This is a genomic window from Candidatus Moraniibacteriota bacterium (assembly GCA_016699875.1).
In the GTDB taxonomy this organism is placed as follows: Bacteria; Patescibacteriota; Minisyncoccia; order Moranbacterales; family UBA1568.
This window is the reverse complement of sequence record CP064989.1, coordinates 939563-963167: the sequence shown is the minus strand read 5'-3', so window position 1 is coordinate 963167 and position 23605 is coordinate 939563. Positions and strand designations below refer to the sequence as shown.

At 50.1% G+C, this 23605-nt stretch carries 24 protein-coding genes and 1 tRNA gene; 12 read left to right on the top strand and 13 right to left on the bottom strand.

Annotated elements, in window-relative coordinates:
- Nucleotides 1-59 precede the first annotated feature (59 nt).
- From IPK84_04605 to IPK84_04580, 6 genes are all read right to left on the bottom strand, one after another.
- A complete protein-coding gene (locus tag IPK84_04605) occupies nt 60-701 on the bottom strand; it encodes a hypothetical protein (GenBank protein QQS15615.1) in 642 nt (213 codons plus the stop codon).
- A 67-nt stretch (nt 702-768) separates the two neighbouring features.
- Nucleotides 769-858 (bottom strand) — tRNA-Ser (locus IPK84_04600).
- Nucleotides 859-929: 71 nt separating this feature from the next.
- Nucleotides 930-2360 carry a pyruvate kinase gene (pyk, locus tag IPK84_04595; GenBank protein QQS15614.1) on the bottom strand — a complete coding sequence of 477 codons (1431 nt, stop codon included), beginning with the start codon at nt 2358-2360 and terminating at the stop codon, nt 930-932.
- 171 nt (nt 2361-2531) lie between these two features.
- Nucleotides 2532-2909 carry a DUF4870 domain-containing protein gene (locus IPK84_04590; GenBank protein ID QQS15613.1) on the bottom strand — a complete coding sequence of 126 codons (378 nt, stop codon included), beginning with the start codon at nt 2907-2909 and terminating at the stop codon, nt 2532-2534.
- Nucleotides 2910-2982: 73 nt separating this feature from the next.
- Entirely contained in the window at nt 2983-3873 is an 891-nt protein-coding gene (locus IPK84_04585) for a M48 family metallopeptidase (protein ID QQS15612.1), read from the bottom strand.
- Nucleotides 3874-4064: 191 nt separating this feature from the next.
- Nucleotides 4065-4616 (bottom strand): LemA family protein, encoded by a 552-nt coding sequence (locus IPK84_04580; protein QQS16265.1) that lies wholly within the window; start codon nt 4614-4616, stop codon nt 4065-4067.
- 219 nt (nt 4617-4835) lie between these two features.
- On the opposite strand from IPK84_04580, the gene IPK84_04575 reads away from it, so the two are divergent.
- Entirely contained in the window at nt 4836-5276 is a 441-nt protein-coding gene (locus tag IPK84_04575; GenBank protein ID QQS15611.1) for a divergent PAP2 family protein, read from the top strand.
- A gap of 37 nt (nt 5277-5313) precedes the next feature.
- Complete coding sequence (locus IPK84_04570) at nt 5314-6285, top strand: alpha/beta hydrolase (protein ID QQS15610.1); 972 nt, start codon at nt 5314-5316, stop codon at nt 6283-6285.
- A gap of 373 nt (nt 6286-6658) precedes the next feature.
- Here IPK84_04570 and uvrB read toward each other — a convergent pair whose 3' ends face one another.
- On the bottom strand, nt 6659-8689 hold the full coding sequence (gene uvrB, locus IPK84_04565; protein ID QQS16264.1) for an excinuclease ABC subunit UvrB: 2031 nt from the start codon (nt 8687-8689) through the stop codon (nt 6659-6661).
- Nucleotides 8690-8840: 151 nt separating this feature from the next.
- On the opposite strand from uvrB, the gene IPK84_04560 reads away from it, so the two are divergent.
- The 3 genes from IPK84_04560 (at nt 8841) to IPK84_04550 (ending at nt 11638) form a co-directional block, all read left to right on the top strand.
- Nucleotides 8841-9623, top strand: coding sequence for an IS5 family transposase (locus IPK84_04560; GenBank protein QQS15609.1), 783 nt, complete (start codon nt 8841-8843; stop codon nt 9621-9623).
- Nucleotides 9624-9848: 225 nt separating this feature from the next.
- Nucleotides 9849-10343 (top strand): hypothetical protein, encoded by a 495-nt coding sequence (locus IPK84_04555; protein ID QQS15608.1) that lies wholly within the window; start codon nt 9849-9851, stop codon nt 10341-10343.
- 140 nt (nt 10344-10483) lie between these two features.
- Nucleotides 10484-11638, top strand: a complete 1155-nt coding sequence (locus IPK84_04550) for a PD-(D/E)XK nuclease family protein (GenBank protein ID QQS15607.1) — start codon at nt 10484-10486, stop codon at nt 11636-11638.
- A 7-nt stretch (nt 11639-11645) separates the two neighbouring features.
- Here the strand turns inward: IPK84_04550 and IPK84_04545 are convergent, their stop codons facing one another.
- Nucleotides 11646-12323: a DUF1361 domain-containing protein gene (locus tag IPK84_04545; GenBank protein ID QQS15606.1), complete on the bottom strand. Its 678-nt coding sequence runs from the start codon at nt 12321-12323 to the stop codon at nt 11646-11648.
- A 214-nt stretch (nt 12324-12537) separates the two neighbouring features.
- Between IPK84_04545 and IPK84_04540 the strand changes: the two genes are divergently transcribed.
- On the top strand, nt 12538-13311 hold the full coding sequence (locus IPK84_04540) for a peptidylprolyl isomerase (protein QQS16263.1): 774 nt from the start codon (nt 12538-12540) through the stop codon (nt 13309-13311).
- Between the two features lie 230 nt (nt 13312-13541).
- Here the strand turns inward: IPK84_04540 and IPK84_04535 are convergent, their stop codons facing one another.
- Entirely contained in the window at nt 13542-15671 is a 2130-nt protein-coding gene (locus IPK84_04535; protein ID QQS15605.1) for an acetate--CoA ligase family protein, read from the bottom strand.
- A gap of 190 nt (nt 15672-15861) precedes the next feature.
- Here IPK84_04535 and IPK84_04530 point away from each other — a divergent pair, with 190 nt between their 5' ends.
- From IPK84_04530 to IPK84_04505, 6 genes are all read left to right on the top strand, one after another.
- The gene (locus IPK84_04530) at nt 15862-16287 is read left to right on the top strand and encodes a transposase (protein ID QQS15604.1); all 426 of its coding nucleotides are present in this window, start codon (nt 15862-15864) and stop codon (nt 16285-16287) included.
- Nucleotides 16236-16727 carry a transposase gene (locus tag IPK84_04525; protein QQS16262.1) on the top strand — a complete coding sequence of 164 codons (492 nt, stop codon included), beginning with the start codon at nt 16236-16238 and terminating at the stop codon, nt 16725-16727. Before IPK84_04530 ends, IPK84_04525 begins: the two co-directional genes overlap by 52 nt.
- Nucleotides 16728-16918: 191 nt before the next feature.
- A complete protein-coding gene (locus tag IPK84_04520) occupies nt 16919-18997 on the top strand; it encodes a ribonucleoside triphosphate reductase (GenBank protein ID QQS15603.1) in 2079 nt (692 codons plus the stop codon).
- On the top strand, nt 18994-19461 hold the full coding sequence (locus IPK84_04515) for a nucleoside deaminase (protein ID QQS15602.1): 468 nt from the start codon (nt 18994-18996) through the stop codon (nt 19459-19461). The genes IPK84_04520 and IPK84_04515 overlap by 4 nt, the downstream gene beginning before the upstream one ends.
- Nucleotides 19462-19520: 59 nt before the next feature.
- Nucleotides 19521-19772 carry a hypothetical protein gene (locus tag IPK84_04510; GenBank protein ID QQS15601.1) on the top strand — a complete coding sequence of 84 codons (252 nt, stop codon included), beginning with the start codon at nt 19521-19523 and terminating at the stop codon, nt 19770-19772.
- Nucleotides 19773-19777: 5 nt separating this feature from the next.
- Nucleotides 19778-20485, top strand: coding sequence for an anaerobic ribonucleoside-triphosphate reductase activating protein (locus IPK84_04505; protein QQS15600.1), 708 nt, complete (start codon nt 19778-19780; stop codon nt 20483-20485).
- A gap of 69 nt (nt 20486-20554) precedes the next feature.
- On the opposite strand, the gene IPK84_04500 is transcribed toward IPK84_04505, so the two are convergent.
- From IPK84_04500 to IPK84_04485, 4 genes are all read right to left on the bottom strand, one after another.
- Entirely contained in the window at nt 20555-21355 is an 801-nt protein-coding gene (locus IPK84_04500) for a metal ABC transporter permease (protein ID QQS15599.1), read from the bottom strand.
- 6 nt (nt 21356-21361) lie between these two features.
- On the bottom strand, nt 21362-22138 hold the full coding sequence (locus tag IPK84_04495; protein QQS15598.1) for a metal ABC transporter ATP-binding protein: 777 nt from the start codon (nt 22136-22138) through the stop codon (nt 21362-21364).
- Complete coding sequence (locus IPK84_04490; GenBank protein QQS15597.1) at nt 22123-23076, bottom strand: zinc ABC transporter substrate-binding protein; 954 nt, start codon at nt 23074-23076, stop codon at nt 22123-22125. The genes IPK84_04495 and IPK84_04490 overlap by 16 nt, the downstream gene beginning before the upstream one ends.
- A gap of 62 nt (nt 23077-23138) precedes the next feature.
- On the bottom strand, nt 23139-23564 hold the full coding sequence (locus tag IPK84_04485) for a transcriptional repressor (protein QQS15596.1): 426 nt from the start codon (nt 23562-23564) through the stop codon (nt 23139-23141).
- Between the last annotated feature and the right edge of the window lie 41 nt (nt 23565-23605).

Sequence of the window (23605 nt, the reverse complement as noted above, 5' to 3'; positions counted from 1 at the left end):
TCCTTGAAAAAGAACAGCCCGTCTTCTTCTTGCAAAGAGAGACGGGCTTATTTTAGAAGTTACGAACGAAATCGTTTCGCGCCAGTCCACGGATCATCACTCGCAAGCGGATAACCATAGAAGAGTCGCGCACTTAGAACATCGCATGCATGAACAAGCGCCCCAAGCTCACCCATACACCGATAAGATGCTGAGTGATCTTCGATTTCCCCTTCTGCAAAATCCAGTCCGTTTTGCTGTGCAGGAGTAAGGACGATTCCAGCCGCATGAATCTTATCCGCCCGAAATCTCTTCTGTTCAGCCTTTGTCTTTACACCGCTCCTGTACCGCAAACTTCCGTCTTCATCCATCTCATATTTCCACGGCTTTTCGAGATCGTGCAGAAAGAGCACCAGGAGAAGATCAGAAAGAGAAAATGGCAAAGGTCGACTCGTCTTTTTCTTCAGTGTCGTATAGAGCCATACTCCCAAATTCATTATCTCTGTCAGATGATCTATATATCCACCGCGCCAACACTGGTGATTCGCACTTGACCCAGGAGCAGATTCGAACAATTCTCGGTTTTCCCGAAGAAATATCCGGCACGGAAGCCGATGATCTTCATCAAGCAAGTCGAGCAATTCATCAATTGAACGATATGTCCAAAAGAAGTAGCTCGTGATTCCAAGAAATTCCAACACGCCCAACACAAACTTTCTCATTGCAAGAAACCTCTCTCGTATGTGACAATTACCATGCAAACTTCCTAGTAAAGAACTCTATCCTCCTTGGCGGAAGGGGTGGGATTCGAACCCACGGTACCGTTGCCGGTACAACAGTTTTCGAGACTGTCCTATTCGACCACTCTAGCACCCTTCCAAAATACGGTTCCCAGCCTGGTTTTCACAATGGGAACCGCCTGAAATTTTGATTGCAACCCTAGAAAACACCTATCCAATCTCTCGCACGCCGACCAATTGGAGCTGGTCGTTCTTTCGGTGGCGTCCGAGGCAGAGGACGGCGCGCTCGCCCTTCTTGACCTTGCCTTCGGCGAGGAGTTTCTCGATGAGGCGGTCGATAATGCCGTCGAGTTGAGTATTATCCGCAAAAAGCGTCGCGTCAACTCCCCAGAAAAGCGCCATGCGGTTCCATGCCTTCTGATTGTTCGTCGCCACGAAGAGTCGCGAGTCTGGACGAAAATGCGACATGAGCCGCGCCGTGAAGCCGCTCTCACTCATGAGGAGGATAATTTCGGCATCATAGCTCTTGGCAAGCTCGTAGACGCTCCGCACCATGGTTGCGTATTCGGAGCGGAGATTCATGCCGATTGTCTGATAAACATTGTCAAAGGGCGACTCCTCGGTATTCGCAATAATTTCACTCATTGTGCGAATCGTCTCGACCGGATACTTCCCCATCGCCGACTCTTCCGATAGCATCACGGCATCCGCATGATCAATCACCGCATTCGTCACATCGCTCACCTCGGCTCTGGTCGGGCGAGGATTCTCCGTCATGGACTTCATCATCTGCGTCGCCACGATAACCGGACGCACCGCCGAGAGGCTCGCCGCGATGATTTCTTTTTGCAGAATCGCGACGCGCGTTTCCGGCATTTCAATGCCCAAATCGCCACGCGCCACCATAACCGCATCCGCCTCGCGAATAATCTCGTGGAGATTCTTGATAGCTTCTTTTCGCTCTATCTTTACCACGATTTTCGGAAATTCCGACTCCGGCATGCCGGTTTCCGCAAGAAGTGCACGGAACGACTTCACATTTTCCGCGTTTCCCACAAACGACATCCCTACATAGTCAACACTCTGCCCGGCGACAAATTGAATATCTTTCTTATCTTTCTCGGTAAAGACCGGCAGCGAAAGCAAGGAGTCCGGCAAGTTTACACCCTTTCGATTCTTCACTTCGCCATCATTGATCGCCTCGAGTTCGAGAACATTCCCCTCCTTCTTCATCACACGAAACTGCAAGAGTCCGTCTTCCAAGAGAATCAGATCATCGACACTGATATCATGTACAATATTCGGCTGATCCAAGAAAAACCAATGCCCGCGCGTCTTGGGAAATTCCGCTTCATTGGAAATATCACCCACGAATACCGCGTCACCCTTCGCCACGCGAAACGGTTCATCCACCTTTGTCCGAATTCGCGGACCCTGGATATCGGCCAAGATCGCGATCGGTCGCTTCAATTCTTCCGACACTTCGCGCACGCGATTGATCACCATTTCGTGCCACTCGTGCTCGCCATGGGAAAAGTTGAGCCGCACCACGTTCATCCCCGCTTCCACCATCTCTCGCAGTTTCTCTTTCGACTCCGACGCCGGTCCGATCGTCGCCACAATTTTCGTATTCTTTTTCATACTGTTTTTGTTGAAAATAGAGAACGCCCAAAAAGTTTATTCAAATCACCCGAAACATCCTATCAGGAAAGCCCTCGAAAGGCAAAAGAAAAAAGGTTCGCACCTTTTTCCCCTTCGCCCCTTCGACGATATCAGCCAAAAAGCACACACTACCGAGTCGTGTCAGGGAACCTAGATATTGATCTTTCTCGCCAGATCACCGATTATCGGCACTTCCCACTTCTCACCCTGAAGCGCTTTTACGATCGCGTAGATATCAAACAGCGCGACCGCCACCCAGAGAAGCCAGCCGAAAACCGGCACCCAGAAAATCGCCCACCCGATCATCCACACGATAAAGAACGCAAGCCCTTGCTTGGCATGAAACTGACAAAACGGGCTTTCACGCTTGAGGAAGAGCGGGATAAAGAAGAGCGGTCCCAAGTAGCTGATTGCCGCCACCACTTTATTCTCCTCGATATCTTTGTCTACTTTCGGTGCTTCTGCTCCCTCATGCACCGCCTCCCACGCCTTTGCATTCTCTTCTTGTTGTGTCGTTTCTTCTGACATAGTGTTGGTTGATTCTTATAAATAATTTCCTCCACTCCATACTACAAAGAGTATACACCCTCCCCGCCCAAGTCTACACCTTCATCCCACGAAGCGCTGCGATGCGCTCTTCCATTGGCGGATGAGTCATAAAAAGCTTCGCAACATTCTTCCCCTTAAAGGGATTGGCGATATAGAGATGCGCTGTTGCGCGGTTCGCCGCTTCCAATGGTTCCGTATCACCGGAGATTTTCTCGAGTGCCCGAGCAAGTCCCTCCGGATAGCGCGTGAGAAGCGCGCCCGACGCATCCGCCAAAAACTCTCGCTTCCGCGAGAGAGCGAGCTGCATCAGCATCGCCGCAATCGGCGCAAGAATAGAGAGTAGCACCGCGAGGATCATAAAGATAAACTGCAATTGCCCGCTCTCGCGATCGTCGCTCCGACGTCCGAAGAACGCCCAATGCCGAAACCAGTCAGCCAGAAGCGTCACGAATCCCACCATCACCACGATCACTGTCGAAAGCAAAATATCGCGATTCCCAATATGCGAAAGCTCATGCGCAATAACCCCTTCGAGTTCTATCTTTTCGAGCCGATTAATGATACCCGTCGTGAGACACACCACGCCATGCTTCGCATCGCGCCCGGTCGCGAACGCATTCATTGCCGTGTCTTCGATGATATAGATCCGGGGCGTCGGAAGCCCCGCCGTAATACAAAGATTCTCCACCAATCGATAGATTTCGCGCCCGTTCTCGCGAGTCACTTCTTTGGCGCCGCTCATCGCGAGCACGATCTTGTCGCTCCACCAATACGATCCGAAGCTCATGAGAATCGAGAAGATCACAGCCCCATAGAGGATCCCGCTCGACTGCATCGCTCCCGCAAACACATACCCCACTCCGATCACAAATGCCAAGAACCCGGTCATATACACCCAGGTCAATCGCGTGTTCTTGTCATAACTGGTATAGAGAGTTGCCATACGTTCTGATTGTTCAGTGTATCAGCCTTCAGCCTCTTGTCATTTCGACCGAAGCAGAGAAATCCCAATGCTCGTCAAAGAGACCAGTCAACCTATAAAATAAGAAACGAACTCGAATCACTGTGACATCCCGAGATCCCTCGACTTCGCTCGGGATGGCAGAAAATACAACACGTAAAAAGGGTGGAAAACTAAAATTCCACCTTCACCGGTTGCTTCGCCGCTTCTTCATCGAGCTCGAAGAATTCTCGCTTGGCGAACGTAAACATGTTCGCAATGATATTGGTCGGGACGGTTTCGATCTTGGTGTTGTATTCCATTACGACGCCGTTGTAGAAACGGCGCGATGCTTGGATCTTGTTCTCCGTGTCGGAGAGCTCGCGCTGAAGCTCGAGAAAGTTCTGATTCGCCTTGAGATCCGGATATGCTTCCGCGACCGCAAAGAGACTCTTCAAAGCGCCCGAGAGCATATTTTCCGCTTGCGCCTTCTCCGCTGTGCCGCCCGCTTGCATCGCCTGGCTCCGTGCCTCGGTCACCTTCTCAAAAACACCCGACTCATGCGCGGCATAGCCCTTCACCGTGTTCACGAGATTTGGGATAAGGTCATATCGACGCTTCAACTGCACGTCGATATCGCTCCACGCCTCCCCGGCGCGATTCTTGAACGTCACCAAACTATTGTATGCCGCAATCCCCCACACCACGAGAACCAACCCAACCCCCAAGAGAATATAGAGCGCCATAATAATACGAGTCAACACTTTCCGATGCATCCCGAAAAGCCCGCCTCAGTTAAAGAAAAATCTTACTCCAACACCCTCACAGTAGCACAAAATCCCCCTCTTGAGAAGCTCCTGCCACAAACAGGCAATGCGATGTATAATAGAAGAAAGCTATCGTTCTTTATTCTTAATTCCTCATTCTCTCTTCCCCATTCTTAATCCCTTATTATCTTCACCCCTATGATTCGCAATGAAATTATGTTGTTTCTCATTCCGATACTCGTCGTCATCATCGCCGAAGGGATTAAGTTTGCCAACTACTGTCGCAAGCACGGCTGGGATCTGCGCTACTCGATCGCCTATGGTCACATGCCAAGCGCGCATACCGCATTCGTCGCTTCACTCGTCACCACGGTCGCGCTCGTCGACGGCTTCACGCACGTATCTTTTGCCATAGCACTCACACTTGCCATCATTGTCATCTTTGACGCGCTTCGGCTCCGTGTCTACATGGGCGAGCACGCTCGCTACCTCAACAATCTCACCAAGGAACTCAAGCTCGATGAATCGCAATTTCCCCGCCTCAAAGAGCGCGTCGGTCACAAACCCGAAGAAGTCGCCGTGGGCGGCCTGGTCGGCATCCTCCTCACGCTTCTCTTCTTCGCCATCTGGGGGATATAGTCCAGACACTTCTCCACCTGTCTACCTGCACACTTCTATGTTTCTCAGAAATTTCTTTGAAAATCCCTCCGCAGGAGAGAAGAAAGCGATTGCTAAGAGTTCTGAAGACCCAACAAAACCAGAGTTGCAAGATTCACGAAAGGAAGAATGGGCAATAGAAACAGCAGGAGGAAAAACAAAGGTCTATGAATTCATTCCCAAGGACCCTATTTCCGAGGTTCCTGTTTTTCTTGCTCCCGGATTCGGAGGCACCGAAGCTATCTATGAGAAGAGCATCCTTGAATTTGTTCAAGAAAACAGAAGACGAGTTCTTACAGTTGACCATCCTCGATTTGGAGGGAGGCGGATTGAAAACGACAAAAATAGATTTGCCTCAACAGAACTTTCCAGAAGATCTCTCAATATTTCCGAGGTACTTGAGGAACTTGAACGAAGAGGTACACCAAGAGTCGATGCTATCACACATTCCGAAGGAACAATAAATCTTATCGAGGCTGCCGCAGAAAATCCCGAGCGATTCCGAAACATCATACTTTTTGCCCCAGCGGGATTTATCAATAAGACTGACCGAGAAAATTTTATAAGATCCATCACCAGTCTCGCCCGAAATTTTGTCAGCGATCTTTTCAAAAGTCATGGTTCAGAATCGGAAGAGGAGAGGCAAAGAAGAAAAACAGCACTTCAAAAAGGGGTGGTCTACGTACTGCAAAATATCTTTCGATCCATGGAAGAAATCGTGGGAATCGCTACAACTGATCTCTGTGAAAACCTCGAAAAGATTCGCAATACCTCAAATCTGAAAAATCTGAACACAAAAATCCTCGTCGCCGCTCCCATAAATGATGCCGTATTTCCTTTTGAGGATATGAAGGAGATATTGCAAACTCTTTATGAAACAAAAAAGATAGATGGAATTGTTACCGTAACCAAGGGTCATTCCGCACTTTATCAAAATGGGCATTTTTCATGTATCGGAAAGCTCTTTGACACACTCGAAGGACGGAATTGAGCAATGATAATAACAACGACGAAAGAAAGAAAACCACGCCTTAAAACCCAGCGCGGTTTTTTCTCGAACTCTCCATGTTCATCCTTCCTCTTTTCTAAGGGTCTTCTGATACGCCCTTAGCTCAACATATTTTCTCCTCATATCCGACTTCTCGCTTTCTTGCGAGAATAGAATCAAAACTTTTAGGAGAAGGAGCGTGCAGCGAGCTTCTTGAAGCAATACCCAGAAGCGCATACGACTTTTCATCCGCCGACAAAAGGCTACGGGGGAAACCCAAAGAAAAGCCAGCAAAGGAATATTTATCCTACCCATCGCGATACCCTCCACAGGGTTGAAAGAAGAATTCCAAAGAACTCATTTCTGCTATAGAGAATCAAACATTTCTCTTTCTGTCAACATTCTCCAACTCCCGAATCTCATCTCGAAGAATAGCGGCAGTCTCGAAGTCGAGCATTTTCACAGCCTCGTTCATCTCGGCTTTTTTTCGGCGGATGAGTTTCTTTTTGTCTGTTCCGAAGACTCTCTCATCAAGCGCAAGATCGGCGCGAACGGCGCGATCGTGATCACTCTCGATTTTGTCCGTGATATCGTGAATCTCTTTACGCACCGTTTCCGGTGTAATGCCGTGCTCCACATTGTAGGCAAGCTGGATATCGCGGCGGCGATTCGTCTCATCGATCGCGCGCTTGAGCGACCCGGTCACCGTATCGGCATAGAGCGTCACGCGCCCCGAGACGTTTCGTGCGGCGCGACCAATCGTCTGGATGAGCGAGGTTTCGGATCGCAAGAAGCCTTCTTTGTCCGCGTCGAGAATACCAATGAATGTCACCTCGGGCAGGTCGAGCCCCTCGCGCAAGAGGTTTACTCCGACAAGACAGTCGAATTCGCCACGGCGGAATTTCGTGAGGATTCGAATACGATCGATTGTCTTCACATCGCTGTGAAGATATTCCGCTTTGATATTTTTCTCTTTCAGAAATGTGGAGAGATCTTCCGCCATTTTCTTCGTCAGGGTCGTCGCAATGACTCGGCCGCCGCTTGAAATTTCCTTCTCCGCTTCAGCGATAAAATCAACGATTTGTCCCGCATACTCTTCGCCGGCGCGCACCGGTTTCATCGTCAGTAACGGGTCAACGAGTCCCGTCGGACGGATCACTTGCTCCACAATATTTCGGCTCGTTCGCCGTTCTTCCGTGCCAGGTGTCGCCGATGTAAAAATCATCTGCCCGATACGCGCTTCGAACTCCTCGCCGCGAAGCGGGCGATTATCGAGTGCGGACGGCAGTCGAAAGCCGTGTTCGACAAGCGTTTTCTTGCGCGATTGGTCGCCCGCATACATGCCGCGAATCTGCGGAAGTGTCACATGCGACTCGTCGAGAATCGTGAGAAAGTCCGGCGCGCCATCGGGCGTCTTCGGGAAATATGAAAGAAGCGTCTCCGGAGGTTCTCCGGCAGTCTTCCCCGAGAGATGCCGCGAGTAGTTCTCGATACCGTTCGTATAGCCGATTTCTTCGATCATTGAGAGATCGTAGTTGGTCCGGCGCTTCAGCCGATCCGCTTCAAGAAGCTTCCCGGCATCGGTCAGTTTCTTGAGTTGCTCCTCAAGCTCGGCACGAATGGACACCAGCGCGCGCCGTTGCTCTTCCTCCGTCGTCACAAAATGCTTCGCCGGGAAGAGAAAGAACGCGTCCGGCTCCTCGAGGATCGCCTGCGACACCGGATCTATCTTGCGAATGCGTCCGATCGATTCGCCCGAGAGCTCGATTTCAAAGACAATCTTCTCCTGAACCGGCATCACCTCGATCCGATTTCCCATTGCGCGAAATGTCCCAGGCGAAAGATCGGCCGTCGTCCGTTCGAAGTGCCGATCAATCAGTGCCCGCAAGAATTCCGCGCGTGGACATCGCATGTCCCGCTCGACACGGAGGTTCTCCCGCTCGTATTCCTCGGGCGATCCCAAGCCATAGATGCACGATACCGATGCCACAATAATCGTATCGCGCCGCGTGAGAAGCGCCTGCGTCGAGGCGTGCCGCAACCGCTCGATCTCCACATTGATCGCCGCATCCTTTTCAATATAGGTGTCGCTCGCCGGGATATAGGCCTCGGGCTGATAGAAGTCGTAGTACGAGACGAAGTAGTGCACCGCCGCATCCGGAAAGAAACTTTGATACTCCTGCGCGAGCTGTGCCGCAAGCGTCTTATTGTGCGCAATGACCAAGGTCGGCTTCCCAAACGCTGCAATGATATTTGCTACGGTAAAGGTTTTCCCTGAACCCGTCACCCCGAGAAGCGTCTGCCGCCCCATCCCCGCCCGCAATCCCTCCGAAAGCGCTTTGATCGCCTTCGGCTGATCCCCTGCCGGCTGGTAGGGTGCTTTGAGTTTGAATGTATCAGATTTCATTGACATTTACCCATATCTGTGCTATTTTTGCATGAAAGCAGTTTTTTGACAACCCACATAGCAAAGAAGGAGAATCCAATGCCTATACCTCTTAGAACCTGTTTACAATCTTCTGGTACACTGAGGACATAATCCTCAAACCAAAAGAACCATGTATCCAAGCGACATAACCCGAGAACAATTCGAACACATCAGACCATTTCTCGAATCAACCAGGAAGAGAACCAAACCAAAGACACTTGATTCCTATGACGTATTCAACGCTCTGCTCTACATTCTGGTCACGGGTTGCCAATGGAGGGCACTTCCCAAGGATTATCCAAAATGGCAGAGTGTCTATCGACACTTCCTTGTCTGGAAGGAACGAAAAAACAAACAGACAGAGAGTATGCTTGAGCAAGTCTTAAAAAAATTGGTCGAACAAGAACGTATGAAAAATGGCAAACAATGCAAAACCAGTTTCTGCATCGTTGATGCTCAAAGTGTCAAGAATACAGATACGGCTCGAGAAAAAGGTTATGATGCAGGAAAAAAAGTTTCCGGTATCAAGCGACATATTCTCGTTGACACCAACGGATTGCCGCATGCGTTCACGGTAACCACTGCTAACGTCACTGATCGAAATGGAGCTATCCAAGCCGTCAAGGCAAACAAAAAACACCTTTCACGGGTGGAGAAACTCTTGACTGATGGTAGTTATACCGGAGAAAACTTCGCCAAAGCGATCAAAGCATGTATCGGTGCGGAAGTGGGAGTAGCTAAACGAAACGAATTGCATACGTTTGCCGTTCTTCCTCAGCGCTGGGTGGTCGAGAGAAGCTTCTCCTGGCTGGAGAAATGCCGAAGGCTCTGGAAGAATTGCGAACGGACACTGGATTCGAGCTTACAGATGATGGTTTTAAGTTTTGCTCGATTGTTGTTGAAAAGATTGTAAACAGGTTCTTATACCTACGGATGAGCAGGAAAGAACCGCAGCATCGGCAGCTGATTTTGCAGCAGCGCTTGCTTGGGAAAAAACAGGTAGCTTTCTTTACTGGCTCTATACCTGGAGAGAAGCCTATCGAAAAGCCCTGAAAGAGCTCAACTCCCGATAAGACTATCGCCATTTTCTTTCAACAATACAGTCCGCCTGAAAACTGAAGGAGAATACACCATGCCTATGGGTAGCCTTGGAAGTAAGTCACTTCCGATTCATCATCAAGATTTTTCGAGAGAGGAGATACAAAGAATAACCAAATTCAGCAGTGACTGCTTTACAGGGAAAGAAGCTTGCGCGTATTTCAAGGAAGCAGCCGTGGCACTCCTGGAACACACCATCATTGAGGCACAGCCACACTATGGTCCATGCATATGGCTTCCCATAAAGGATTTCATTGATGGAAACTACACGGAATTTCATGAATTCTTAGTGCCAAACCTCTTCGATTTACTTTCTGTCAAGGGACTCTCCTGGACATACCTCGTAAATTGGCATCTCAAACAACTAGTGCTATTTCTCAAACAAAAATCACTCAGTTCGCCGGCGCATCACAGCCAGAGCTCCCATGATCCCGAAAAAGTTACAAAGCAGATCAACGAAGCTAATGCGGGGCTTGCAGCTGTTCAACAGGACATTGCAGCTATTCGGCAGGAGATCGAAAAGATGAGTAAATAAGTCGTCCAACCCGGCACGCCCGCAAAGCGCGCCGGTTTTTCTTTTCTTCACTTCCTGCTACAGTAGCCTTGGATTTGATACTTGTAATGTATGCTTTCTTTGGAACTTGGAATTTTGAATTTGAAATTTTCATCCTCCCTATGCGTCTCTCCTATTCCTCCCTTGGCACGTATCAAACCTGCCCTCTGAAGTACAAGTTCAAAGAAATCGATCGGCTCAAAGAACCGAAATCGAAAGAAGCCATCTTTGGGACGCTCATTCACTCAACATTGAAGTTCTTCCACGAGCCGGCGCTTCTCCCACCCTCTTTGGAAGATGCGCTCAACCATTTCTCGAAGAACTGGAACGATGCGGTCTATGATAATCCGGACGAAGAGCGCGCCGCCTTTTCCGCCGGTGTCGATATGATCCGCCGATATGTCGAGCACAATGACCCGACGCAATTTACGATCGTCGCACTCGAGAGTCCGTTTCAAATAGAGATCGCCGACGCACACGGCACGACACATACCGTGAAAGGTATCATCGACCGTATCGACAAGACTGCGGACGGCTATGAAATCATCGACTACAAAACCGGGCGCAAACTCCCTTCGCAGGCAGATGTCAACACCAATCTCCAGCTCTCTGTGTATGCCAAAGCATTCCTCGCTCGCTATCCGCAAGAGGCTAACAACCTCGATCATCTCACAGTAAGCCTTTACTTCTTGAAGCACGGCGTGAAACTCTCTTCGCGGCGGACGATTGAAGATTTGAAAGACGTCGACGACATTTTCCTCGAGACAATCGGGGAAATCGAAGCCAAGCATTTCGAACCGCGAATCAATCCTCTCTGCGACTGGTGCGGCTTCCAAAAAGTTTGCCCCATGTGGAAACACAAATTCCGCGAACTCCGCACAGCAACCACCGAGGAGAAAGAGCAGGCGGTAAACGACTACCTCGCCACCAAGCGCGCGATCGAGCTCGACAAACAGAAACTCATGAAACTCCAAGCGACAATACTCGAATACATGGACGCCGAGGATGTCGAGCGACTCTTCGGCGATGTCGGCATTATCGAACGCGCGCGAACACAGAAGTACGAATACGACGCCGGAAAGCTCCGCGACCGCCTCGAACCTCTCGGCAAATGGGAGAGTGTCCTCGCCGTAAACCAAACGCTCGTCAAAAAAGCGCTCGCCTCACTCCCCCTGGAAACCAGAAAACAAATAGAAGCCGAGACCAAAACACCTGGCAAGGAAACCGTTACCCTCCGCGTAAAGAAAACGCTTGCCGAAGATTCGGATGACGAATAGCTTTCTTTCAATTACTCCTATTCCTCCGCCATCCAAGCGCCCAATATGCGGCAACAAAGAAAAGATATGACGCGCCGATACCAATCGAAAAAAGAAACGAGAGCGCTACGGCGCGGGCAAACCACACCGGATCGCCATAGTGCGATAGCGTGTCGCGAAATACGAGGAGCGGATTAAGAAACGCATCCCAGCTGTTCCACCGAAGAAATCGCCCGAGATAAATTCCGATACCCGACAGGAAAATAACCGCGACCATTGCCGCGTCTCCCCACCAGCGGCCAATCGCCTTCCGAAGCGCCCGGTGCACTCGAAAGAGCGCGCCCATCCCGAAGAGCATCCCTGAAAAAGCAAAAGTTGCGACCAGTACAAAATCATAAGCAAAGCTCTGTGAATATTCGTATTCCCACGGGAGGTGCACGAAATCCGTCACGATATACGGCGCATTCGGAAAAAAGAACAGCCACACCAGAAACACAATCCACAAGCCGTTCGTCATGTGGGTATTTTTCCCGAGGGATCGCTCGAAGAATGCCGCTATCCAATAGGGTATCGCCGCCAGGAATAGGTTCCACAAGAGAAAGAAATATCCGTCTGTTCTCGCCACGAACATTCGCACAGCCAACAACGAAAACGCTCCCATGAGCGAGATATTGAGCGCTATCAAAAAAACATTCCGTCGGGACATGTCGGTTTCTCCCAAGTAAAGTACCGAAAAATATACCACAAAAATACCCTTCTGTCGATCGTCCGGACAAACTTGCTCTGTTGAGAGGAAAACTCTTTTCTATTACAATAAAAGTGAATCTGAAAACCGTATGAAAAGATTTTTTCTCTCAACACTCATTCTGACCGCCACTCTCACCCTCTCCGGATGTTCGCAGGAGCCAGCAGCGGAAACCATGCAGAGCAAAAAGGCAGGAGACTACAGCTATCTCGCGCGGGCATTTGGCGACACGTCATCAGACAGCGCATCCTCCACCGCAACATCGGCATCGCCCGCACCGCAAACATCAACACCAAGAACTCCCGCATCACCGACTCCGCAGGTTGCCGGCGATCAAACATCAGCGGAGTCTGCTGCGCCCGACGCAAACGATCCGGCGTCTGCCGACACGAAATCACCAGCCGAAAAACCCGCCATCGAGGAAGACACCTACCAAAAAGAAGACCTCTCTTTTATCAAGAAGTATGACGGAGCCATACTCAAAACGAGCGAAGGCAACATCACTATACATTTTTACAATGATGACGCACCAAAGACCGTAAACAATTTCTTCAAACTCGCCGCCGACAATTTCTATGACGGCATTCGGTTTCATCGGGTCATAAAAGGATTCGTCATTCAAGCAGGCGATCCGAATTCCAAGGATAATAACTGGGCGGACGACGGACAAGGTGGACCCGGTTACGCCTTCGACGACGAGATCAATTCGCATAAACTCATTGAAGGATCCGTTGCCATGGCAAACTCGGGACCAAATACCAATGGCTCGCAATTCTTCATCGTGACTGCCAAATCAACACCACTCCTCGACGGGAAATATACCAACTTCGGCGAAGTGACGGACGGCATGGATGTCGTCCGAAAAATCGAGAAAGTCGACACCAATACCAACGATCACCCGAAAGAAAACATTGAAATCAAACACATCGACTTCGTAAAGAAGAAGTAGAGCTGCTCACTCTGACAATTGTACGAAAAATGGGGGATTTTCCCTTCCGTCATTCCCGCGAAGGCGGAAGTCCGGTTGTCACGTACTCAATACAAAGTCTTTACGAGCAAAATTTGTAGCGTGCTTTCTCCAAAAACCAGTGGAGCCTGGATTCCCGCCTTCGCGGGAATGACAAGTGACAGCAACTACACATGAAGAGAGTCGCATCGCATAAGACACATCATTCACCCCTACAAAGAAATTCTTCCGTCGACAACCATCAGCCGATGACCCGATGACACAGGATAGATAAGAATCGGGTTGATATCGAGTTCGCGAATAGCTGGGAAATCAATGAGAAGCTGGGAAAGGCGACTGATACATTCGACACCTGCCGAAACATCATATTTCGCACCACCCCGCGCGCCATCGAGGAGCGGAAAGATTCGAAGCTTCTCAAGCATGCGCCTGGCACGGCTCTGCGAAACCGGGACAAGACCGAATGCCGCATCTTTTAAGATCTCGACATAAATACCGCCACTTCCCACCATAAGCGTTTGCCCGAGATTGGGATCACGAAGACTCCCAGCAATAAGCTCCACGCCGCCCCTTGCCGCCATTTCCATGAGCAGAATGCCGTCGAGTTTTGCTTTGGGGACAGCTGACCGCACGCGATCCATGACTGTCTGAAATGAGGAGGATACGTCGTCCGGCTGAACATTAAGAAGGATACCTCCCGCATCGCTTTTGTGCGTGATATCTTCGGAGAGAATCTTCAGGACGCACGGCGCGTTGATAGTACGCGCTATCCTTTCAGCCTCCTCCGGCGTTGACGCCGCTCCGTATCGAGGCAGAGGAAATCCGTATGCCGAAAACACCTCGAGCGTCTCCGTCACCGAGAGCGATTTCCGCCCGGAAGTTTCTACGGCGTGAAATATCAATTCGGCTCGAGCACGATCGATCGCTCCCAGCAGCTCTGCAGATACTTCTTTCTTTTTCTTGCGATCGCCAGAAAGCAGCGCTTCCCTCGAGTCACAAAACGCCGAAAGCGCCGAAAGCATCCGTATGCCATCTTCCGGAAAATTCACTACCGACACTTTCTTTCGCGAAAGCGTTTTTATACCACGCGCTACAAGCGCCCCTCCCATAAACGCAGCGACTATCGGGATTGCTGACGCTTTTGCACGCTCAGCTATCACCTCCGCAACCGCTTCGACATCGGTCATAGACTGCGGCGTCAGCACGGTGAGCACCATATGGACAGAAGGGTCCGCAAGAACCGCGTCGATAGCGCGAGCATAGCGGTCGCTTTTGGCATCGCCCAAAATGTCGACCGGATTCTTCACGCCAGCCGCACCGGGCAAGAACGAACGAAGACTTGTCTGAGTCGAGTCGGAAAGCAGCGCGAGTTCGATTCCCGACTGAAGCGCCGCATCGGCAGATAGCACGCCGGGACCGCCGGCATTGGTCACGATGGCAATGTTTTTTCCCCGAGGAAGCGGCAAACGAGAGAAACCCCGAGCGAGCATAAAGAGCTCTTCCGCTGTCTCAGCACGAAGAATTCCCGCCTCTTCAAAGAGCGCTTCGTAACTCGCATCATTCCCCGCGAGAGATCCCGTATGCGACGAGAGCGCCGAGGCTCCCGCCGATGTCTTCCCGGATTTCAGCACGATGATCGGTTTCGGGCGTTTCGCTTTTGCCATTGTGTGCGCTACCTGCCGTATCGCTTCGGGATTCCGCAGGTCTTCCGCATATATCGCGATAACCGAGGTCTTCCTATCGGCGGCAAGATATGCGAGCAATGCCGATTCGTCGAGCACAGCTTTGTTCCCCAAACTCACAAATTTTGAAAATCCAGCGCCGAGCGTCGCTGCCATATCGAGCACTGCCGTCCCAAGCGCGCCGCTCTGCGACAGAAATGCGATATTCCCCTTCTTCGGAAGCGTCCGTGCAAACGAGGCATTCATTGAAAGGTGCGGGTTGACGACGCCAAGACAATTCGGTCCAAGCAGAGCGATATCTCCGGCGCGGGCGATTTCAGCAATCTCCGCCTCAAGCTCGGCATTGCCCGCCTCATGAAATCCGGCCGAAATCACTATGACTCCCTTCACCCTCTTTGCGACCGCCTCGCGCAACACCGTAGGCACGATCGGCGCCGGCACCGCGATAACAGCGCAATCAACCAACCCTTCGATTGCCGAAAGATCCGGGTAGCACCGCCGCTCATAGAGCACGTCTGTTTTCGGATTGACCGGATAAATTTCGCCCCGGTATTTCTGTTCGACCAAATTCTTCACAATGTCATTTCCAACACTCCCAATCTTGGTCGACGCTCCCACAACTGCAATCGATTTCGGCTCAAACAAAGATTGAATATCCATAGGATAGAAAATTGACGGATTATACATGCCACACCCACACAATACGGAGCGCCTGAAAACGAAGCCGGAACAACCCATTCAAAGAATGGAAACAGTCATTATTGAACTGGTATTTAATACACCAGGGATCAGCGTTACAATGAAGGGAATATCTCCACGATATTAGCCGCTTAATTGGTAACGCTCATCTATGGCTACTAAAACAAAAGGTGATCACCAAAAGAAATTACCGGTGAAAGTTTCAGAGAGAAACTTTAATCGATATATCAAACGGTATCTCCGTACCCCAGTGAAAGGAAGGCTTCAGAAGATTTCAAACTACAAGATATTCAATTACATCCTCTATGTCCTTCACGCCGGTATCCAATGGAAACAATTGAAACCATACAAGCGTGAAATCCATTGGTCTAATGTCTACAAACGACACAATCGTTGGAGTAAAGACGGAAGCTATCGGAAACTGTTTGAATCTTCCGTTCTGGTTCTTGACCGAAAAGGAATGCTCGATCTCTCGATACTCCATGGCGACGGCACAAACATTGTCGCTAAAAAGGGGGCGAGAAAATCGGATACTCAGGACACAAACACCAGAAGGGAGAGAAAACACTTGCGATAACGGAGAACCATGGATATATTCTGGCTCCGTACGTAGTGCGTCCCGTGAATGTTCACGACAATCTTTTGTTCGATACTTCCTTTACGGAACTCTTGGAGAGCATGAACCGGCTCGGTATTTCTCTCGTGGATTCATACCTTACTTTGGACTCGGGGTTTGATGATGGAAAGAACAGGAATCAGATCGAGTATGCCAATCTCATTCCGGTCATTAAGTCCAACATTCGGGGACTCAAGGATCGGGAGAAGATCAATGCGAAACTGGATGCGTTTGAGGAGGTGCGAGATGTTTACCAGGAACGATACAAAGTTGAGCGATGTTTTGCATGGGAGGACAGTTATCGGAAGCTGGTTATTCGGTATGAGACGCTGCAGTGTACCTTTATGGGTTTCAGGTATCTGGCGTATTCGATGGTGAATCTTCGTAAATTGTTCGGATAATTGTGTGGGTATTCGATATGGGTTCTTTCTCTCCGAAGTATACCATTCTTCCCTCCACCAAAGGAAACTTTACGAGCTTGTTTATGTGCGCGATAATGGGAAGGCGCGAAATGAAATAGCGCACTCCGTGGGGGAGGTCGAATATCCACGGTTTTTCTTTTCTCTCAACCAGAAAATCCCCTAAAAAGCATATGAAACACCGAAAGAAAACTGAGAAAATATCCATCGAATCGGTACGGAGACGAAGCGGACGAACCACCTCATTCAATCCGTACAAGATCATCAATGCCATCGAAAAAGCGCTCTTCGCCACCGCGGAAGGAAACGAGAAAGACGCCGCTCGCATCGGGAAAAAAGTAGTCTCGCTTCTCGAGAAGAAAGCTCGGCACTACGCCAAACAAAACCTTGGAACCTTCATTCCGAAAATCGAGGAGATCCAAGACCTGGTCGAGACCGTTCTCATGTCAGAGGGGTTCCATGAAACCGCCAAGGCCTATATCCTCTATCGCGAACAACACCGCGAAGTTCGTGAAACCGAAGAATCCCTCGTCAAGGCTGTGCATTTGGTCGACAAATACATCGGCAATCTCGACTGGCTCGTCAAGGAAAATGCCAATATGGCGTATTCCCTTCAGGGACTCAACAATTACGTCTCGAGCGCCATCAGCACCAAGTACTGGATGAACACGATTTATTCCAAAGAAGTTCGCGATGCCCATGAGTCCGGCGATCTCCACATTCACGATCTCCAACTTATCTCCGCTTACTGCTGCGGCTGGGATCTCGAGGATCTCTTGCGACAGGGATTCACCGGAGTCCCCGGAAAAGTCTCCTGCAAGCCCGCCAAACACTTGGGATCGATTTTGGGGCAGATGGTCAATTTCATCTATACGCTTCAGGGCGAAGTCGCCGGCGCGCAAGCCTTCTCCAACTTTGATACGCTTCTCGCGCCATTCGTCCGAAAAGACAAACTCTCCTACGAACAAGTAAAGCAGGAAATCCAGTCATTCGTGTTCAACATGAATGTCTCGACGCGTGTCGGATTCCAAACGCCTTTTTCGAATATCACGATGGATATTATTCCACCGAAGATTCTTGCGAAGAATCACGTCGTGATCGGAGGCGAACCGCAGAAAGAAACCTACGGCGACTTCGCACCCGAAATGGCAATGATCAATCGCGCCTTTGCCGAAGTGATGTGCGAAGGCGACGCCTCGGGACGCATCTTCACCTTCCCTATTCCGACCTATAACATCACCAAGAACTTCGACTGGGAAAATCCCGCCTATGCCCCGCTCTGGGAAATGACCGCCAAATACGGCATCCCCTATTTCGCTAACTTCGTGAATTCCGACATGAGCCCCGACGATGCACGCAGTATGTGCTGTCGACTTCGTCTCGACAACCGCGAACTCCGAAAGCGCGGCGGCGGACTCTTTGGCGCGAATCCTCTGACCGGATCGGTCGGCGTCGTCACGATCAATCTCCCTCGTATCGGCTATCTTGCCAAGAACGAAAAAGACTTCTTCAAACGACTCGACCGCCTCATGGATATTGCCAAAGAAAGTCTCGAAGTGAAACGGAAAATCGTCGAGCAGCTCACCGAGAAAGGACTCTACCCCTACACCAAGTTCTACCTCGGCAATATCAAAAAACGCTTCCACCAGTACTGGAAAAATCATTTCTCCACGATCGGCCTCGTCGGTACCAATGAAGCGATCGGCAATCTCATAAAGACCGATATCACGACCGATAAGGGTCAGGCATTCGCCAAGAGAATTCTCACCCACATGCGTGAGCGCATCGGAACCTACCAGGAAAAGACGAATAATCTCTACAATCTGGAAGCGACTCCCGCCGAAGGCACCGCCTATCGCCTCGCTCTTCTCGACAAGAAGCACTACCCCGATATCGTCGTCGCCAATGAGCAAGACGTAAAAGCTCGCCGTGCCGAACCCTACTACACCAATTCCTCCCACATCCCCGTCGGTTTTACCGATGACATATTCGAAGCGCTCGACCTCCAAGACGGACTCCAGACACAGTATACCGGCGGCACCGTCCTTCACGGCTTCTTGGGCGAACGCATCAACGACCCCATGATGGCTCGGACCCTCGTCCGCCGCATCGCCGAGAAATATCACCTCCCCTATTTCACGCTCTCACCCACCTTCAGCATCTGCCCCACTCACGGCTACCTCCCTGGCGAACACAAAACCTGCCCGAAATGCGTGGTTGCGCCTGCCAAGAAAGAATATCAAAGAGTATGAATGACGAATATTTCATGGAGAAGGCAATCGAAGAAGCCAACACTTCACTCAAAAATGGGGACTGGCCGATAGGATGCGTTATCGAAATGAACGGAAAGATTCTCACGCAAGCTCACAATCAGGTATACTCAACGGAAAACAAAATGGCTCATGCTGAAATGCTTGCCATGAGAAATACCCAGGATGTTCTTATACAAAACAAAGGCAAAGCGACCCTCTACACAACCTATGAACCCTGCCCCATGTGTTTTGGTGCTGCTATTCTCAATCGAATCAAGCGAGTAGTATGCGGTATAGATCTCGATCAAAGCGGCGCAATGCTCTTCAGAGAAAACCTTCCCATCCTCTTCAAACAAGAAAAGTTCCATGTTGATTTCACCCGAGGCGTCCTTGCCGAAAAATGCCACGAGGTATTCATCAGGGGAGAGCCCACAAAGAAACTCATTGAAGACGGGTTGATCTGAAAGAGCTCCAACGATATTGAACAATTAAGTCTATAAAAATAAATCGTAAGGAAAAATGTATGCAAGCGATAACCTGTCATGATTGCGGAAGAACTCTCAAGAAGGGTGAGGAGTATATGCCCTACGAGGCAAATGGCATTACGCTCGCGAAGTGCCGGACCTGTCACGAGACAAAACCGGAACTGACCGATTTCCAGAAAGCCGAAACATACACCCGCGTCGTTGGTTATATCCGCCCCGTCGAGCAATGGAACAAGGGCAAGCAGCAAGAATACACCGATCGCTTGGAGTACGCGCCAAGCGCCGTCTAGAGAGTATGTACCTCGCCGGATATCAGCCGCTCACACTCCTCGACTATCCCGGGAAACTCGCCGCGACGGCGTTTACACTCGGGTGTGTGTTGCGGTGTCCGTTTTGCCACAATCCGGAACTTATCGAGCCAAGCAAGGAATACCTTGCACAAGCAGGCGGCAACAAAACCGAGGAGTTTCTCGAATTTCTCAAGACGCGACAAGGAAAACTCGACGGCGTTTGTATCACGGGCGGCGAACCGACACTCCACAGTGATCTCCTCGACTTCATCCACACAATAAAAACTCTTGGATTCCTCGTAAAGCTCGACACCAACGGCGCCTTCCCCGACATTGTGCGAAAAATCGCCGAAACCAAGCTTGTAGATTTCTGGGCGATGGACATCAAACATACGCCGGAAAAATATCCACTCGCTTCCGGCAACGCCGATATCGATATCCGCCGATTCCAAGAAAGCGTAACACTCATTATGGAGAGCGGCGCGGATTATGAGTTTCGTACCACAGTTGTCCCGGGCATTCATACCGAAGATGACTTTCAAATAATCGGCGAATGGATACGAGGCGCGCGACGGTTTGCCCTGCAGGAGTTTCGAGATATAAAGATCTACGACCCGTCACTCGTGTTGCGATCAAATGAACGATCGATCAACCTTGATGTTGTCCGCACGAAAGTACTCCCCTTCGTTGAACATGTCGAGATCCGCCGATAAAAACAAAGAAAAAGAAAAACACCCGCATTCATTCTGCTGGTGTTTTTTATCATCAACATATCCGATGCCTTATCGCCTATTGATCAATAAGGAAGCGGCAAATGCTACCAGCATGATAAGCACGATTGTCCCGCCAGTCGCCAGATTGAGATAAAATGACGCCACAATACCGGAAAGCACCGAGATCATAGAGATCCCCTCTGCTATCAGCATAGTCCGCATAAATCCGCATCTCCACTGAAGCCCCGCCACGACAGGAATCACCATAAGCGCCGCGATAAGGAGTATCCCGACAATAGGAATCGCCACAGAAACCGTCAAAGCCGTAAGGAGTATCAATGCAAGATTGAGGAATCTCGTCGGCATGCCGCTCACACGAGCCGCTTCCTCGTCAAATGTCACAAAAAGAATCGGCTTAAAAAGAGCCAGAAGTGAAAACATAACGAATGCCGACACGCTGCCGATAACGGCAATGTCGGTTGTCGTCACGGTCACAATGCTCCCAAAGAGGTAATTGAAAAGACTCGCATTGAACCCATTGGCAAGACTGAGTAGCACCACAGCGAGCGCAAGACTCCCCGAAAGAAAAAGTGCGAGTGCCGACTCGCCGGAAATCCGTTTTGAACCTCGGAGACGCTCAATCCCAAGCGAAGCGACTGTGGTCGCTCCGAGTGCGGCAAGAAGCGGGTTAATCTTCAAGAGCAACCCAAGCGCAATACCGGCAAGCGACACATGAGACAAGGTATCAGCAATGAGAGAGTACCGACGCAATACCAGAAACGTCCCAATAAGCGGCGCGACACATGCAACAATAATGCCCGCCTCGAGTCCGCGAACGATAAATCCGTATTGAAAGATATTCTCTCCCATAAGGTCTTAAGCGTAGTGATGGCGATGCGGCTCCACTTTGATATCGCGTTCAAAGATCGCCGTCGAAGCGCTTTCCGCTTGATAGGCTTCGGGAGAAAGATATCGAATAAGCGACCGATCGACACAGGCGATATGTGTTACCTCCCGAACAATACGGTCAATATCATGGGAAACAAGCACCAGCGTGATGCCGGATTCAGTGTTGAGCTTCTTCAAAAGCGCATAGAATCCATCCTGTGTCTTCTTGTCGACACCGGTTGTCGGCTCATCAAGAAAGAGTATTTCCGGACGATTTACCAGTGCCCGAGCGATAAAGACGCGCTGCTGTTGTCCGCCAGACAAGTCGCCAATAAGACGATCCCGAAAATCCCACATATCGACACTCACGAGAGCGTCTTTCACCGCGTCACGGTCAGCGTCTCTCATACGTTGAAAAATTCGTCCACTTTTGTAGCGACCCATGAGAGCGACTTCGTACACACTCACCGGAAAATTTACATCGAAATGCACCGCTGTTTGCGGAACATACCCAATTCGATCCCACGCGGAGAATTCACGAATATCAACACCAAAAAGACGAATCGACCCAACTGATAGCGGCAAGAGTTGCAGCATCAGCTTGAGGAGTGTTGTTTTCCCGGCACCATTCGGGCCCACGAGTCCAACATAGTCTCCGCGACGAACCGCAAGCGTGACCCCTCGAAGCGCCTCCTCTTTCCCGTCATAGGAGAAAGAAAGATTTTCAACTTCAAGAATATTGTCATTGCTTACTTCTGATTGCATTGCAGTGCTGTTTGCAAATTTACAAGATTTTCTCGCATCACCGAAAAATAATCCTCGCCTTGGGAAATCTCCTCGCCACTCAAACCTTCGATCGGATTGAGTACGAGTGTCTTTGCGCCGACTTCCGTAGCAATTGTCTGTGACAGTTTCGGACTTGCGAGACTCTCAAAGAAAATATACTGCACATTGTTCGTTTTGGCGAATTGGGCAATCTGAGCAAGCTGTGCAGGAGACGGCTCAGCATCGGGAGAAAGTCCCGCTATCGACACCTGATTCAATCCGTATTCCGCTGCCAAGTACCCGAATGCGGAATGGGAGGTAATAATATTCCTAGTTGCACACACTTGGAGCCCTCCGCGATAGGCAGCATCCAGATCGGCAAGTCCAGCAAGAAGAACGCTCGTGTTCTCACGGTAATATTTGGCGTTCTCCGGATCGACTTGTTCGAACCCGCGAGCAATATTCTGCGCCATCGTCCTTGCCAGCACCGGATCGATCCATATGTGCGGATCCGTAGTAAGCGAATCATCCCCTGATGTCTCTCTCGTCATAAGGCTATCCCCCGCCATAACTATGACCGTATCTTCCGTGCGAATATTCCGCTCAATGCGATCACCCCACGCTTCGAATCCCCCGCCATTCAAAATGATAAGGTCAGATTTTTCCATTCGTGCCATATCCTGTGCCGTCGGTTCATAGTCATGCGGCTCCGCTCCTGAGGGAACGATATTCGCCACTTCCGCCTTGTCTCCGCCAATCCGCTCCGCAAAGAAATAGAGCGGATAAAAGCTTGCCGTCACGTGCAATTTCCCGGGATTCCCCGACTGGACATCTGAATGGATTGAGTTGATCGAATCTTTTCTGATACTCCAGACGAAACCATATATTCCCACAAGAGCAATCATCAAGAACACGGCGATAAAAAAGAATCTCTTCATAGATCTTGGTATGCATTAATTATACTTCTTTGCAAAGCATCAGAGATCGCAACAAAAAAGTACTACCGACATCGCTCGCACATTCCGAAAAATTCCAGGGAGTGATCAAGAATCGTAAATCGCTCGCGACGTGCCAAACGATTCTCTTCCTGTTCAAGCGATTCATTCAAACGAACTTCGCGGACATCGCCACAGGACACGCACACCAAATGATGGTGATGGTCGCCGGCGAATTCGTACAGCGCCGTGTCATTTCGAAAGAACACCTCTCTCACTCGTCCTATTTTCTTCAATGTCTCGATTTCCCGATACACAGTAGTTTTATTGACGCTCGTTCCCTTGGCGCTAAGCGACGTTATTATACCCGGAACCGAGAGGGGCTTTCCGGCATTCATAAAAGTATCGAGTATCGCGTCACGCGCTACGGATTTCCGCAGACCTTTTCCTTGGCGGGAAAGTGTCGAAGCTTCTCCGGTATTTTTCTTCATACATCCACTATAATGCAACTGAGTTGCACCTGTCAAGGTGT

Coding starts and splice junctions, on each gene's coding strand:
- IPK84_04605 (QQS15615.1), bottom strand. CDS start 701: ATGAGAAAGTTTGTGTTGGGCGTGTTGGAATTTCTTGGAATCACGAGC.
- pyk (QQS15614.1), bottom strand. CDS start 2,360: ATGAAAAAGAATACGAAAATTGTGGCGACGATCGGACCGGCGTCGGAG.
- IPK84_04590 (QQS15613.1), bottom strand. CDS start 2,909: ATGTCAGAAGAAACGACACAACAAGAAGAGAATGCAAAGGCGTGGGAG.
- IPK84_04585 (QQS15612.1), bottom strand. CDS start 3,873: ATGGCAACTCTCTATACCAGTTATGACAAGAACACGCGATTGACCTGG.
- IPK84_04580 (QQS16265.1), bottom strand. CDS start 4,616: ATGGCGCTCTATATTCTCTTGGGGGTTGGGTTGGTTCTCGTGGTGTGG.
- IPK84_04575 (QQS15611.1), top strand. CDS start 4,836: ATGATTCGCAATGAAATTATGTTGTTTCTCATTCCGATACTCGTCGTC.
- IPK84_04570 (QQS15610.1), top strand. CDS start 5,314: ATGTTTCTCAGAAATTTCTTTGAAAATCCCTCCGCAGGAGAGAAGAAA.
- uvrB (QQS16264.1), bottom strand. CDS start 8,689: ATGAAATCTGATACATTCAAACTCAAAGCACCCTACCAGCCGGCAGGG.
- IPK84_04560 (QQS15609.1), top strand. CDS start 8,841: ATGTATCCAAGCGACATAACCCGAGAACAATTCGAACACATCAGACCA.
- IPK84_04555 (QQS15608.1), top strand. CDS start 9,849: ATGGGTAGCCTTGGAAGTAAGTCACTTCCGATTCATCATCAAGATTTT.
- IPK84_04550 (QQS15607.1), top strand. CDS start 10,484: ATGCGTCTCTCCTATTCCTCCCTTGGCACGTATCAAACCTGCCCTCTG.
- IPK84_04545 (QQS15606.1), bottom strand. CDS start 12,323: ATGTCCCGACGGAATGTTTTTTTGATAGCGCTCAATATCTCGCTCATG.
- IPK84_04540 (QQS16263.1), top strand. CDS start 12,538: ATGCAGAGCAAAAAGGCAGGAGACTACAGCTATCTCGCGCGGGCATTT.
- IPK84_04535 (QQS15605.1), bottom strand. CDS start 15,671: ATGGATATTCAATCTTTGTTTGAGCCGAAATCGATTGCAGTTGTGGGA.
- IPK84_04530 (QQS15604.1), top strand. CDS start 15,862: ATGGCTACTAAAACAAAAGGTGATCACCAAAAGAAATTACCGGTGAAA.
- IPK84_04520 (QQS15603.1), top strand. CDS start 16,919: ATGAAACACCGAAAGAAAACTGAGAAAATATCCATCGAATCGGTACGG.
- IPK84_04515 (QQS15602.1), top strand. CDS start 18,994: ATGAATGACGAATATTTCATGGAGAAGGCAATCGAAGAAGCCAACACT.
- IPK84_04510 (QQS15601.1), top strand. CDS start 19,521: ATGCAAGCGATAACCTGTCATGATTGCGGAAGAACTCTCAAGAAGGGT.
- IPK84_04505 (QQS15600.1), top strand. CDS start 19,778: ATGTACCTCGCCGGATATCAGCCGCTCACACTCCTCGACTATCCCGGG.
- IPK84_04500 (QQS15599.1), bottom strand. CDS start 21,355: ATGGGAGAGAATATCTTTCAATACGGATTTATCGTTCGCGGACTCGAG.
- IPK84_04495 (QQS15598.1), bottom strand. CDS start 22,138: ATGCAATCAGAAGTAAGCAATGACAATATTCTTGAAGTTGAAAATCTT.
- IPK84_04490 (QQS15597.1), bottom strand. CDS start 23,076: ATGAAGAGATTCTTTTTTATCGCCGTGTTCTTGATGATTGCTCTTGTG.
- IPK84_04485 (QQS15596.1), bottom strand. CDS start 23,564: ATGAAGAAAAATACCGGAGAAGCTTCGACACTTTCCCGCCAAGGAAAA.